Below are 13,549 nucleotides of genomic sequence, written 5' to 3' on the forward strand. Positions count from 1 at the left end.
CCTCGCACACCTGTTCGCGATGTCTCCGGTCCAAACACCCTTGTGGGAGAAGGTGGCCGAGCGAAGCTCGGTCGGATGAGGGGTGCTGGACGGATCGCGGCATTGGAGACGTAAGGGCTTCAAATCGCTGGGACTTTCTCCGCCGAGTTTCTTCCAGCACCCCTCATCCGTCTCGGCGCTTCGCGCCGATCCACCTTCTCCCACAAGGGGAGAAGGGGAGGTCTGCGCGTCTCACGCCGGCCTGTAAACGCGCTCCGCCGTGTTCCAGAAAATATCGGCCTCGGCGGCCGCGCCGTGTTTCGCCACCGCCTCCCGGTGCGCCTTGATCAGCTCGGAATGGCTGGTCCACAGCTTCTCGATCGGGAAGTTCGAGCCGAACATCAAATGGTCGCTGCCGAGGATGTCGATGGCGTTGTCGACGATATAGGCGATCAGCGCCGGGTCGTTGCGGTGGACGAAGGTGCCGAGGCCGGACAGCTTTGCATAGAGGTTGGGCGCCGCTGACAGCGTGCGCAGGCCGGACTTCCACGCCTCGGTGGTCTCCGGCTCCATGTCGGTCAGCATGCCGGCGTGGGTGAGGATGAAATTCGTCTCGGAGTTGTCGCCGACGAGCGTCAGCCCGTCCTTCATCTGGGCGGGGAAAAGCTGCAGGTCGAAGGACAGGCCGTAATCCTTCAGCCGCGCGACATTGGCCCGCACCTTGGGATCGATGACCTGATCGGCCGAGGCGGCGAAGCGGAAGGCCGGCGTTCCGTGCCAGTGCAGCTGCATGCGCACGCCGCGCAGCAGCGGATATTTTTTCAGCCGGTCGATCTGGGGCCTGATATCGTCCACCGTCATATCGGCATAGCCCACGATGGCGTGCGGCCAGCCGGTTTCTTCCGCGGTCTTCTGCAGGAACGCCACCTCTTTCTCGAAATCCTCCTTGGCCCAGTTGGTCTGGACATAGACCGCCTTCTCGACGCCCGAGCCTTGCTGGTCGGCGAGGAATTCCTCGATCGGATAGTCACGGCGGATCGGCTCGTATGGACCGAAGATGCGCGGCACCATCGGCCCGCGCAGCCAGGGCTGGTCCTCTCGGCGCCAGATGTGGAAATGCGCGTCGATCGCCTTTTGCATCACAAAACCCTTTTCCAGATTGCCGCGGCCGCCGGGGCTGGGCGGGCGAGCGACAGGATGAACTCGGTGAGACCGGCGATCGAGGAGCCGTCGACCAGATCGTCGAGCACCGGCAGGATGGTGCGAAGTGCTGCCGTTGCCGGCCGGAAGCGCGGGTCGCCGGCCAATGGCGTCGCCAGCGAAAGCCGAAAGGCGCGGGCGCTCAGCCGGCGCATCGCGGTCTCCAGCTCGGCATGATCGCCGCGCTCCAGCGCGTCGGACAGGATGACGATTGCCGCCCCGCGTGCAAAGGCGGAGAAGCGCGGCACCGATAGAAACGCGAGCAGCGTCGGTCCCATACGGGTGCCGCCGTCCCAGTCGTCGACCTGGGCAGCGGCGCGGGCCAGCGCCTGGTTGCGGTCGCGAATGCGCAGCGGCGAGGTGATGCGGGTCAGCCGTGTGCCGAAAGTGAATACCTCCGCCCGGTCGGCGCCTTGCACGGCCGCATGCGCCAGCTTGAGATAGTCCGATGTGTAGAGCTTCATCGAGCCGGACACATCGATGATGATGAGAAGCTTGCGCGGCACTGTCTGCCGCCGGCGCAGCAGCGGCGAGGGGATATCGCCGTCGGCACTGACGATTTCGCGCAGCGAGCGGCGCAGGTCGAGCTTGCCGCGGGCATGCGTGCGTACGGTGCGGAAGGAGCGGCGGGCGGGCAACGCGGTGGCGAGCTTGCGGCGGAAGGCGGCAAGCCCGTCGCTGTCGCGCTGGAACTCGCGGACGCTCAACTGTTCGCTGGCCGAAGACAGTTCGCCGCCTTGCTCCTGGCGGACCACCTCGATTTCTTCTTCGCCCGTTGCACCATCGTCCTTGATGCGGGTTTCCTCGTCGGCCTCGCCTTCGACCACGGCAGCAGTGCTGCCATAGAAATGGCTCCGGAAATGCGCCTCGAATTCGTCGCGGCGGTCGGGCGGCGGCGCCAGCGTGGCGAGGGCGGCCTCGCGGATGTCGGCCATCGAACGGGGACCGAGCAACGTCACCGCCTGCATGAAGCCGGAGACCTGCTCGGGCGCCACCGGGAAGCCGTAGCGGCGGAGCAGCCGGCCGAAGCCGAGGAAGGGTGCTGCTCCTTGAGGCAGGCCCGCCGCGCTCACGCCAGCGCCTCCTCGACAATCTTGCCGAGCTCCGGCGCGATGCAGGATAGATCCTCCTCGTCTTTGATCAGCACGCCGATGGCGCGGCGAAACGCTTCCGGCCACGGACTGCCGCCTTTTTCGAGGATGGTCGCGGCATTGGCCCATTCGACCGCCTCGGCGATGCCGGGCGGCTTCGCCAGCGGACGCGCGCGAATATCGCGCACGGCGGCAGCCACGGCGCGCGCCGTGGCCTCGGCGACATCGCCGGCGCGCAGCATAATGATCTCGGCCTCGCGCCTGGCGTCGGGATAGGTGATCCAGTGGTAAACGCAGCGCCGCCGCAGCGCTTCGGCCAGTTCACGGGTGCGGTTCGAGGTCAGGATGACGATCGGCTGCGCCGTCGCGCGGATGGTGCCGCGCTCGGGAATGCTGATCTGGAAATCGGAGAGGAATTCCAGCAGCAGCGCTTCGAACTCATGGTCCGAGCGGTCGATCTCGTCGACCAGCAGCACGCGCTTTTCCGGCGCCTTCAGCACCTGCAGCAGCGGCCGCGCGATCAGGAAACGGTCGTCATAGATGTCGACCTCGTGCTCGCCGGCATGGCGGATGGCGAGCAGCTGGCGCTGGTAGTTCCACTCGTATAGCGCATGTGCGGCGTCGATGCCTTCATAGCATTGCAGCCGCACCAGATCGCGCCCGAGCAGTTCGGCTATCGCCTTCGCCGCTTCGGTCTTGCCGACGCCGGGCGCGCCTTCGAGCAGCAGCGGCTTACCCAGCCTGATTGCCAGGAAGATTGCGGTGGCCAGGCTTTCATCGGCGAGATAGCGCGAGGTGGCGAGCCGGGACGCCACCGCCTCCGGCGAGGTCGCGACTGTCTCTGCGTTTGAAGTCCGGGCGCTTCTCTTGGGCATTTCCGGCACTCAGTTCGGGGCTTGCGCCTTCAGCGCCCGCAGGATGCGCTCCGGCGTGATCGGCAGCGTATCGATGCGCACACCGACGGCGTCGAAGACGGCATTGGCGACCGCCGGGATCTGCGGGTTGGCGCACATTTCGCCCGGCCCCTTGGCGCCATACGGCCCGTCCGCCGAGGGCCTCTCCAGCACGATGATATCGGTTTGAGCGAGATCCCCAGGACCCGGCATCAGATATTGGTTGAAGTCGGTGCCGCCATGGTCGCGATTGGGATAATAGGGTTCGGTCGTTTCGTAGAGCGCATGGCTGATGCCCATCCACGAGCCTCCGACGAGCTGCTGCTCGACCATTTTCGGGTTCAGCGCGCGGCCGATCTCAAAGACGTTCTTCACGGTCAGCACGGTGACCTCGCCGGTCTCGTCGTCGACCTCGACCTCGGCAACCGTGCAGGCGTGGGCGTAGCAGGTCGACGGCTTCATCGCGCCGGTTTCCTTTTCCGGATAGGAGCGCGGGATCAAAAACATGCCGCGGCCGGAAATCGAACGGCCGCGCTTGAAATGCGCCGACAGCGCGACATCGAAGATCGAGATCGATTTCTGCGGCGCGCCCTTGACCAGGATGTTGCCTTGCCCGTCGGTCTCGAGGTCCGACGCATTGACCTCCAGCTCCTCGGCCGCCACTTCCAGCATCACCTGGCGGGCTTCCCTGGCCGCCTGGATAACCGCATTGCCGGCGCGATGCGTGCCGCGCGAGGCGAAGGTGCCCATGCAGTGCGGGCCGGTGTCGGTGTCGGCGGTGTCGACGACGACGCGGTCGGTCGGCACGCCGATCGTCTCGGCGCAGATCTGCGCCATGATCTGCTTCATGCCCTGGCCGAGATCGACGCTCGACAGCGTGACCATGAAATTGCCGGTCGGCGTCGAATGGACCAGCGCCTGCGTCGGGTCGCCGCCGAGATTCATGCCGGTCGGATAGTTGATCGCGGCGACGCCGCGTCCGCGCCTGATCGCCATCTCAAGCTCCCTTCGCGTAGGACGACATCGCCATGAATGTTTCTGCCACGGGCCAGTTGGCGGCGCGCGAGGCTTCCTGCATGCACTCGATCAGCGCAGCACCCTCGGTCGGCTGCCGATGTGCTTTCATGTCGCCATCGCGATAGGCGTTGATGAAACGGAATTCGAGCGGGTCCATGCCGATCAGCCGGGCGAGCTTGTCCATCTGCACCTCCAGCGCGAAATCGCCGATGGTGACGCCGAAGCCGCGCATCGCAGAGGACGGGGTGCGGTTGGTGTAGACGCAGTAGGTGTCGATCCAGACATTCGGGATCGTATAGGGGCCGGGATAATGCCCGGCGCCCTTCTGCGCGCCGTAGGGCGAATGGCGCGAATAGGCGCCGGCATCGGTGTAGCCCGTGACTTTACGCGCGACGATGCGGCCGTCGTTCATGACGCCGTCCTTGATGACGACTTTCTCGGCGGCGCGCGGCGAGGAAATCTGCATCTCTTCCTCGCGGCTGTAGATAAAACAGACCGGTCGTCCTGTTATTTTGGCGCCAAGGATGGCGATCGGCTCGACGATGACGTCGACCTTGCCGCCAAAGCCGCCGCCGACAGTGCCGCCGACGAAATGCAGCTTGTTGCCGGGCATCTGCAGGATGATCGAGGCGTTATCGAGGGTGAAGAACATCGCCTGCGTGTTGGTGTAGCAGGTGAAGCGGTCGTTACCCTCGGGTGCGACGATGCAGCCGGTCGTTTCGGTCGGCGCATGCTCGATCGGTGAAGACTGGTAGGTCTGTTCGAGCACGTGGTCGGCTCCTGTAAAGCCTGCCTCGACATCGCCGAAGCGCACCTTGCGGCATTCGCCGCTGTCGTAGAGGTAATAATTCCGGCCGTGATATTCGTTGACGATCGGCGCGCCGGGCTTCAGCGCTTCGTCCATGTCGAAGACGGCCGGCAGCACCTCGTAATCGACCTTGACCTTGGCGGCGGCTTCCTGCGCGGCGCGCTCGGTCTCGGCCAGCACCGCCACCACGGCCTCGCCCTTCCAGCGCACCTTGCCGTCGGCCAGCACCGTCTCGTCCTCCGGCCCGATCTGGATCAGGATCAGGATGGTGTAGACATTGTGCGGCACATCCTTGGCGGTCAGCACCTTGACGACGCCGGGGTGCTTTTCCGCCTCTGACGTATCGATGCTGCGGATGCGGGCGTGATGATGCGGGCTGCGCACCATCTTCAGGTGCAGCATGCCGGGAAAATTGCGGTCGGCGAAATAGGCGGTCTTGCCGGTGACATGGCCGGGCGAATCCGAACGCGGCCGCGGCTGGCCGATCTCGTGCAGATCGTCCTTGCGCTGGTCGGCGAAATAGCTCTTGCGGAGTTCCATTTTCTTAACTCCCCTCAAGCCGCGTTCTGCGAATTGGAGCGCGCGGCGCTCAGAACTGCCTGGATGATCGGCTCGTAACCGGTGCAGCGGCAGATATTGCCGGACAGTGCCTCGACCACATCCTCGCGGCTGGGGTTCGGCGTGTGATCCAGCAGCACCTTGGCGGCCATGATCATGCCCGGCGTGCAGAAACCGCATTGCGTGGCGAAAGCATCGAGGAAAGCGCGTTGCAGCGGATGCAGCACGCCGCCTTCCGAAAGCCCCGTGGTCGTGGCGATAGTTGCGCCATTGCAGGTCTCGGCCAGCGTCAGGCAGGACAGCCTGAGCTCGCCGTCGATGATGACCGAGCAGGCGCCGCAAGTGCCTTGATGGCAGCCGCCCTTCGGCGAGGTGTCGCCGATCTTGTCGCGCAACGCATGAAGCAGCGTCGTGCCGCTGTCGATGAACTCGGCTTTCTCCGCACCATTGAGCGTGAACTGAATCGGGACCTTTGCCATCTTTTTACTCCTTGCGCCGCAGCCAGGCGGACATATGCGCCACGGTCTTTCAGGCGAGCAGCAGCCGGCCGAGATGGACCGGCAGGACTTCGTTGCGATACCAGGCGCTGGCGATCGGATCGGTTGGCGGCGAAGTGCCGTCGCGGGCAACGGCCAGTGCCGGTGCGATGCCCTCGCTGGTGAGTTTCCGGCCAATCAAGGCTTTCTCCGCCGCCCTGGCACGGATCGGCCGGTCGGCCATGCAGCCGAGCGCGATCCGCGCTGACGTGACAGTGCCGTCCGGCGCCTGTTCCAGCACGGTGGCGATGCTCAGCACCGAAATGCCCTTTGGCTTGACCCGCGACACTTTCAGGAAGCGAAAGCCGCCTTCGGTCGGAAGCGTGAAGCCGACCGCGGTGACGATAGCGTCATTGCTCTCGCGCCTTGCCAGGAATGTCTCGATCGGCAGCTCGCCGTCGCTGGTGCTGACCGTTGCGTCCAAGGCCAGCAGCGCAACGGTGAAATCGCCGTAAGGCGCTGGCGCGAAGAGATTGCCGCCGACCGTTGCCATGTTGCGGATCGCCGGGCCGCCGACGGCGCGCGCGGCGTGGGCCAGCGGGGCGAGATCCGGATGGCGGGCGATCGCCGCCATGGTCACCGAAGCGCCGATGCGGACCTCGCCGCCGGAAATGTGGATGACCGACAGCGCCGGTTCGGTCGACCTGACGAAACCGGAGATCGACACGTCGCCTTCATTGGCGGCGCGCACCACCAACGTGCCGCCACCGAGGTAGCGGGTGCCGGCGGCTTTCAGCGCCGCGCTGGCATCCTTCACCGTCGCGAAACTCTGCAGTGCAAGCGCCATGGAACGCTCCCTTTACGCCTGGCTCTGGCCGGCAAAATGGGCCTTCAGGGCGTTGAACCCGCCCTGGAAGACGTTGGCGCCCATGCCTTCGGCCAATTGATCGGCTTCCTCGGGAGCGGCGTCGAAGCTGGCGGTCCATTCGGCATAGGTGCGGTCGCCGTCGGTCACCCGCCGCAACTGCAACGTCGCCTTGTGGTTGGTGAGCGGCTGCGGCGTCTCCAGGATGGCGTAGCTGACGAGGAAGTTCTCGTCGGAGAAATCGAGCAGCTTTTCGCGCAGGCGGGCGCCACTGGCGAGCTGGAAATTGCGCACGCAGCCGATCATGCCGGCATCCTTGCCGTCCTCGATATGGCTTTCGACCATGCGCGGGTGCCAGGTCGGCAGACCGTTGAAGTCGCGTATGCGGGCCCAGACCTTTTCGACCGGTGCGTCGATGACGCTGGAGATGGTGACTTTCGCCATATGATCGTTCCCTTGCACATCAGCTGCTTGGGAGGGTAGGGCGGCAGGCTCGGCGGCGCTTATCAATGCGTCTTGAACGCCTATCAAATAGTCTGAAAAACGGGCGCTCAGCTGATCGCCCGCGCCGCCTCGCGGTAAAGCGTCGGCGGGACGCCGACATGGTCGCGGAAGAAGCGCGAGAAATTGCCTTGCGTGGTGAAGCCGAGATTGCAGGCGACCGAGATCAGCGGCTCCTGCGACCACTGCAACTGCCGCACGGCTTCCTCCATGCGCAGCGTGTTCCAATAAACGTTGGGCGTCAGATTGGTCTGTTCCTTGAACAGCGCGAAGAAATGCGGCCGCGACAGGCCGACGCTGCGCGCCACGTCGTCGAAGCAGATACGCTCGCAGACATTGGCTTTCATCAGCTGGATCGCCTTGCGGACGCGGAAGTCCTGCATGGTGTTGATGCGGGCGCGCACGGTCTGCGGTGCGGAGGCATCGGCGGCATCGAGTACGCTGTCGATGAAGCGCTCGATCTCGTAATTGGCGATGTCGTCGATGCTCTCATTGTCGCTGAGATGGTCGAGGAGGTTAGCCGCTGCCTTGTGCAGCCAAGGCTCGAGCGTGATTGCCGGGGCGGAGAACAGCGGCGCGGCGGAAGGCAGCTCGCGGCGTTTCCGTGCCCAGTCCGGATCGATGTAAAAGGCGAGGAACAGGCCGGGCGTGCCGTCGCGGGACAGAGCGTGGCTGTGCGGCTGGAAGGAATTGATGCCGGCGGCGGTGCCCGGTCCAAGCCGCACCGTCTCGCGGCCGATGGTCATCTCGCCGGCGGTGCCTTCCAGCCAGATGATGATATGCGCCTCGACATGGGCGTGGGTGACGAAGTCGCTGGCGACGTTCAGGACAGAAACATGTCCGAACCGGCCCCAGTAGAGCCTGATCGCTTCCGTCATGGGTATATCCTCCCGCAGGCGACTGGCCTCCCTTCGCCTGCTGCGAGCGATTGTGCGGCGCAGTTCGGGCTTGCGTCAAGACGGATGTGCACGTCCGGGCGCCGGCCATGCGCCGCACCGGCGGATTATCAGACCCGGCGATAGGAGCGCGTCCCCTTCTCCCCCTGTGGGAGAAGGTGGATCGGCGCGCTAGCGCCGAGACGGTTGAGGGGTGTTGGAAGAAATGAGGCGATGGCAAACTGGAGCACCCCTCATCCGTCGCCTTCGGCGACACCTTCTCCCACAAGGGGAGAAGGGGGAGGCTGCGCTTGAACGTCAGTCGTTGCGCCTGAAATTGCGGATGCGGTCGAACAGCACGGCGAGCAGGATGGCGCCGCCGATGAACACGCCTTGCCAGAAGGCATTGATGCCGAGCAGGCCGAGGCTGTTGCGGATGACCTCGATCAGCGCCGCGCCGACGACCGCGCCGAAGGCTGTGCCCATGCCGCCGGCCAGGTTGGCGCCACCGATGACGGTGGCGGCGATCACCTGAAGCTCCATGCCGTTGCCGAGATTGGTGGTGACCGCGCCCAGCCAGCCGGTCTGGATGATGCCGGCAAGGCCAGCCGCCATTGCCGAGATCATGTAGACGACGACCTTGATCTGGCGCACCGGAACGCCGGTCAGCGTTGCCGCATGCTCGTTGCCGCCGATGGCGAAGATGTGCCGGCCGAATTTCGTCCAGCGCAGCACAAAGCCGGTAATCAACGCCAGCACGATCATGTAAAGCACCGGATTGGCGATGCCGAACACCCAGGCGCCGCCGCCCAGCGCCAGCAGCTTTTCGTGGTCCGGCCCGAACTGGAAGACGACGGTGTTGTTGGAGGCGACCATGGCTAGGCTGCGTGCGATCGACAGCATGCCGAGCGTCACCACGAAGGGCGGGAAGCCGAGATAGGCGATCAGAACCCCGTTGAAGGCGCCGATGATCAGCGCCGTCGCGATCGCAGCGCCAATGCCGATCTCGATGCCGTAGCCGGCATGCATGGTGACGGCCAGCACCATCGAGCACAGGCAAAGCACCGAGCCGACCGACAGATCGATACCGCCGGTGATGATGACGAAGGTCATGCCGAGCGCCACGATGGCGACGAAGGTGACGTTGCGGGTGATGTTGTAGAGGTTCTTGGTCGTGGCAAAGGAATCCGTGGCCACCGACAGGAACAGGCAGGCGAGGATGACCGCGATCACCACCCAGAAGGTCTGGCTGGCAAACACCTTGCTCAGCAAGGTGTGCTGCTTGTGCGCGATCGTCTGATCAAGGGTGACTGCCATTATCGACCTTTTTTACTCATGGTTGAGGCGTCAATCATACCTGTTCGATGGCGCCGGTGATGAGTCCGGTGACTTCTTCCGGCGAACTCGATGCGATCGTCTTGTCGGCGACCTTGCGGCCGCGCCGCATGACGATGACGCGGTCGGCGACGTCAAAGACGTCGGGCATGCGGTGGCTGATCAGCACGACGGCGATGCCCTGGTCGCGCAAATGGCGGATCAGGTTCAGCACCTCGGCGACCTGGCGCACCGAGATCGCCGCGGTCGGCTCGTCCATCAGCACGATCTTGGCCTGCGAAAGCATGGTGCGGGCGATCGCCACCGCCTGCCGCTGGCCGCCCGACATTTGTTTGACCAGGTCGCGCGGGCGCGTTTCGGATTTCAGCTCGGCGAAGATCTGGCCGGCACGCTTGTACATCGCGGCATAGTCGAGGATGCGAAGCGGCCCGAGGCCGCGGCGCAATTCACGGCCGAGATAGACGTTGGCGGCGGCCGTCAGATTGTTGCACAGTGCCAGGTCCTGATGGACGATTTCGATGCCGTGCTGGCGCGCCTCGACCGGCTTGTGCAGGATCAGCTCCTTGCCGTCCATCTGCATCGTGCCATGGCTCGGCGGGAAATTGCCGGCGATCATCTTGACCAGCGTCGACTTGCCGGCGCCGTTGTCGCCCATCAGGCCGACAACCTGTCCGGCCTCGATCGACAACGAAACGTCGTTGACCGCCTGGATGGCGCCAAAATGCTTCGAGATGTTGGTGAGTTCGAGAACCGCCACCAGCCTTCTTGCCTCCCCGTGCTTTGGGGCCTGCGGTTCTGCCGCGGCCATTCGCTCTCCCCAGTTCCTCCCGGAAGCAGCGATTTTGCCCATTTACGCATATGCCTCCTTGGCGTCAACCACGGCTTCTTTCGAAAAATCAGTTTTGTAGGACAAATAGCATTGACGTCGGTGACAAGGCGATATTAGCTAAGTGTCGGAGGAGCTTGCGCCGAGCCACCGGGTTGCCGGAAGGAATCGGTGAGGGTTTGTCGGTCAGGGATTTGGTAACCAGCGATATCTGTCGGTGCCGGTCCGAGACTGAATATGAAAATGCTTATCGACCTGGCTTGGCGACACGAGTGCGACGTCCTCTGTCATCTTGCTCCGGGTCGATCTGTGTGTGGCGGGCACGTCGTGTCCGTTTGTTTCAAAGGGAGGACTGACATGAGGAAATCACTATTGCTCGCTGCCGCCGCCGTCATGGCGCTGGGTGCCGGGCCGGCCATGGCCAAGAAACAGCTCGTCATCGTCGTGAAGGGTCTCGACAATCCATTCTTCGAGGCCATCCACCAGGGTTGCGAGAAATGGAACAAGGAAAACGCCAGCTCGGAATATGAGTGCTTCTACACCGGACCGGCATCGACCTCGGATGAGGCCGGTGAAGCCCAGATCGTCCAGGACATGCTGAGCAAGCCCGATACGGTGGCAATGGCGATTTCGCCGTCCAACGCGCCGCTGATCGCGCAGACGATCAAAAGCGCCAATCCGTCGATCCCGATCATGACCCTCGACGCCGACCTCAGCAAGGAAGATGCGGCGCTGCGCAAGACCTATCTCGGCACCGACAACTACCTGATGGGCCACAAGATCGGCGAATACATCAAGAAGGCCAAGCCGAATGGCGGCAAGATCTGCACCATCGAAGGCAATCCGGCCGCCGACAACATCCTGCGCCGCGCGCAGGGCATGCGTGACGCGCTGTCGGGCAAGGACGGCCTCGCGGCGCTGGCGGGCGAAGGCGGCTGGACGGAAGTTGCCGGCTGCCCGGTGTTCACCAATGACGACGGCGCCAAGGGCGTGCAGGCGATGACCGACATCCTCGCCGCCAATCCCGATCTCGACGCCTTCGGCATCATGGGCGGCTGGCCGCTGTTCGGCGCTCCGCAGCCCTACCGCGACCTGTTCAAGCCGATGGCCGACAAGATCGCCAGCAACGCCTTCGTCATCGGCGCCGCCGACACGATCGGCGACGAGGTGGCGATTGCCCGTGACGGACTGGTGACCGCGCTGGTTGGCCAGCGGCCGTTCGAGATGGGCTACAAGGCGCCCTCGGTGATGATCGACCTGGTCGGCGGCAAGCCGGTCGCCGATCCGGTGTTCACCGGCCTCGACGAATGCACCAAGGACACCGTCGACACCTGCATCCAGAAGTAGGTTCGCAATTTCGGGGCGCCCTTCGACGGGCGCCCCGTTCGCACTGTCCATACAAAACGCACGAGGCGACGCTGCTTTGGAGCGTAGGCCGCTGCTTTGCCGTGCCCTGAGTTCAGGCTTTCGACAAGCAGCTGCCGGGGAATACCAATGCCGGACGCGACATCAAAAAAGCGACCCGCCAAATTCAAGGCAGAGGCTGAGCGGCCGGCCGGCGTTCGGCGTGCCGACGCCGCACACTTTCCCGGCTCGAGCGTGCATGCCTCGCTCGCCAATGAAATCGGGCTCAGGATCGTGCGCGGCGACTATCCGCCGGGAACCATCCTGCCCAACGAAGCCAAATGGTCGGAGACCTTCGACGTCAGCCGCTCGGCGGTGCGCGAAGCCATAAAAATGCTGATGGCGAAGAGCCTGCTGGCGTCACGCCCGAAGATCGGCAGCTGGGTCGAGCCGAAGGAGCGCTGGAACCTGCTCGATCGCGACGTGCTGGCCTGGTATGCGACCTCGCCGGACCGCGAGGTGTTCCTCAGGACCGTGCAGGAATTCCGCCACATCATCGAGCCGGAGGCCAGCGCCTTTGCCGCCATGCGGCGCACCGACGAGCAGATGGCCGAGATCAGCCAGGCCTGCCGCGAGATGGGCGAGGCAACCAATCTGCAGGAGCGCACGCGCGCCGACACGCGGTTTCACCTCGCCATCCTGCGCGCCTCGGGCAACGATCTGCTGGTGCCGCTCGGCGTGCTGATCGAATCGGCGCTCGACCATTTGTTCCAGTTCGTCACCCGCGAGACCAGCGATCAGCGGCGGGCGCAGGCACTGCACGAAGCGATCGAGAAGAACATCCGCCTGCAGCGGCCCGCCGCAGCCCGCGCCGCGGTGCACAGGCTTCTTGCCAACACCGACGATGTCATCGGCCGGTCGCGGCGGTGATTTATGCGCCAGGGCTGGCGTTGCTCCGAACGATTGCAAAACTCGCATTCCTTCGCGCCCCTCCCTGTCCTGCCGGACATCTCCCCACGAGGGGGGAGATTGGATGCCATTTCGGCTTTCGCTGATCATCAACGCTAGGCAATGAGGGCGGCGACCTCGGGTGGGAAAAGGAATTCGGACTTTTTTTGCCGTCGCAGCTATTTTGTTCTTGCTTTGTGCCGGCAGCTATGCTAGTAATTTTAGTATGGTGCTAATTGGCTCCAACGACCCGCCTCCCGAGGCGGTTTTTTTGTTTTTGGCTTCTTCCGATCGGAAGTGCGCGTGCTTTGGTGCACAGACTTCTCGCCAATACCGACGTTATCGGCCGGTTTCGGCGCTGATTCGATCGTTTCTCGGCCAACTGCGTGTAAGGCGGGTCAACCAGCAACGAACGTCGATCATTCCCGTTAGTCGCAAATCGCAAATTTAGGAGATTAGCCGAAACCCTCCCTTCGTCATCCCTGGGCGGAGCAAGGAGCGAAGCGACGCGGCGCAGACCCTGGGATCCATGCCGTTACCTTGCGGCAGTGCTCCAGCAGACCAGAACCAAACGCTGCCACCCGGTCCTGCGAAAAAGCTCGAAGCACTCTGGGACTGGTCGTCTCGATCAATTCGGTCTTCCATTGGCGGAGCCAGCGCTTCCGCAGCTTCTGGCTCGCGGTCATGGTGGAAGGCGACGAGCGCAATGGCGGATACAAGCGCCGTTCTGAGCCGCTGCATTCTTCGGCTGATGTCACGGCATGATGGGGTGGACGGCGCCCGACGGCATCGGATGTGCCAGAATGAGTTCGTTGAGATCTCAAACAAGGGAG

General features: G+C 64.1%; 13 protein-coding genes. 2 read left to right on the plus strand and 11 right to left on the minus strand.

All coding sequences use genetic code 11. The annotated features are described in order from the left end of the window. Nucleotides 1-231: 231 nt before the first annotated feature. The 11 genes from NKJ20_RS32970 to NKJ20_RS33020 all read right to left on the minus strand — a co-directional run bounded on the left by NKJ20_RS32970 (nt 232) and on the right by NKJ20_RS33020 (nt 10,355). The gene (locus NKJ20_RS32970; RefSeq protein WP_352749773.1) at nt 232-1,119 is read right to left on the minus strand and encodes an amidohydrolase family protein; all 888 of its coding nucleotides are present in this window, start codon (nt 1,117-1,119) and stop codon (nt 232-234) included. Further along, nucleotides 1,119-2,252 carry a vWA domain-containing protein gene (locus NKJ20_RS32975; RefSeq protein WP_352749774.1) on the minus strand — a complete coding sequence of 378 codons (1,134 nt, stop codon included), beginning with the start codon at nt 2,250-2,252 and terminating at the stop codon, nt 1,119-1,121. The genes NKJ20_RS32970 and NKJ20_RS32975 overlap by 1 nt, the downstream gene beginning before the upstream one ends. Next, nucleotides 2,249-3,145 (minus strand): AAA family ATPase, encoded by an 897-nt coding sequence (locus tag NKJ20_RS32980; RefSeq protein ID WP_352749776.1) that lies wholly within the window; start codon nt 3,143-3,145, stop codon nt 2,249-2,251. Before NKJ20_RS32980 ends, NKJ20_RS32975 begins: the two co-directional genes overlap by 4 nt. Before the next feature lie 9 nt (nt 3,146-3,154). Next, nucleotides 3,155-4,159, minus strand: a complete 1,005-nt coding sequence (locus NKJ20_RS32985) for a xanthine dehydrogenase family protein molybdopterin-binding subunit (RefSeq protein ID WP_352503852.1) — start codon at nt 4,157-4,159, stop codon at nt 3,155-3,157. A 1-nt stretch (nt 4,160) separates the two neighbouring features. Then, nucleotides 4,161-5,528, minus strand: coding sequence for a xanthine dehydrogenase family protein molybdopterin-binding subunit (locus NKJ20_RS32990; RefSeq protein WP_352749777.1), 1,368 nt, complete (start codon nt 5,526-5,528; stop codon nt 4,161-4,163). A gap of 14 nt (nt 5,529-5,542) precedes the next feature. Further along, entirely contained in the window at nt 5,543-6,025 is a 483-nt protein-coding gene (locus NKJ20_RS32995; RefSeq protein ID WP_352684799.1) for a (2Fe-2S)-binding protein, read from the minus strand. A 49-nt stretch (nt 6,026-6,074) separates the two neighbouring features. Next, a complete protein-coding gene (locus NKJ20_RS33000; protein ID WP_352749779.1) occupies nt 6,075-6,869 on the minus strand; it encodes an FAD binding domain-containing protein in 795 nt (264 codons plus the stop codon). Nucleotides 6,870-6,881: 12 nt separating this feature from the next. After that, on the minus strand, nt 6,882-7,331 hold the full coding sequence (locus NKJ20_RS33005) for an SRPBCC family protein (protein ID WP_352749780.1): 450 nt from the start codon (nt 7,329-7,331) through the stop codon (nt 6,882-6,884). Nucleotides 7,332-7,438: 107 nt separating this feature from the next. Then, a complete protein-coding gene (locus NKJ20_RS33010; protein WP_352474974.1) occupies nt 7,439-8,266 on the minus strand; it encodes a helix-turn-helix domain-containing protein in 828 nt (275 codons plus the stop codon). Nucleotides 8,267-8,581: 315 nt separating this feature from the next. Then, complete coding sequence (locus tag NKJ20_RS33015; protein ID WP_352749782.1) at nt 8,582-9,580, minus strand: ABC transporter permease; 999 nt, start codon at nt 9,578-9,580, stop codon at nt 8,582-8,584. A gap of 34 nt (nt 9,581-9,614) precedes the next feature. After that, nucleotides 9,615-10,355: an ATP-binding cassette domain-containing protein gene (locus NKJ20_RS33020; protein ID WP_023675804.1), complete on the minus strand. Its 741-nt coding sequence runs from the start codon at nt 10,353-10,355 to the stop codon at nt 9,615-9,617. A gap of 426 nt (nt 10,356-10,781) precedes the next feature. Between NKJ20_RS33020 and NKJ20_RS33025 the strand changes: the two genes are divergently transcribed. Together NKJ20_RS33025 and NKJ20_RS33030 are read left to right on the plus strand one after the other, a co-directional pair. After that, entirely contained in the window at nt 10,782-11,771 is a 990-nt protein-coding gene (locus NKJ20_RS33025; RefSeq protein WP_352453763.1) for a sugar-binding protein, read from the plus strand. Nucleotides 11,772-11,918: 147 nt separating this feature from the next. Next, nucleotides 11,919-12,698, plus strand: a complete 780-nt coding sequence (locus NKJ20_RS33030) for a FadR/GntR family transcriptional regulator (RefSeq protein WP_352453764.1) — start codon at nt 11,919-11,921, stop codon at nt 12,696-12,698. The last annotated feature ends 851 nt before the right edge of the window (nt 12,699-13,549 follow it).

Source organism: Mesorhizobium sp. M0185, from assembly GCF_040322175.1.
Taxonomy (GTDB): Bacteria; Pseudomonadota; Alphaproteobacteria; order Rhizobiales; family Rhizobiaceae; genus Mesorhizobium.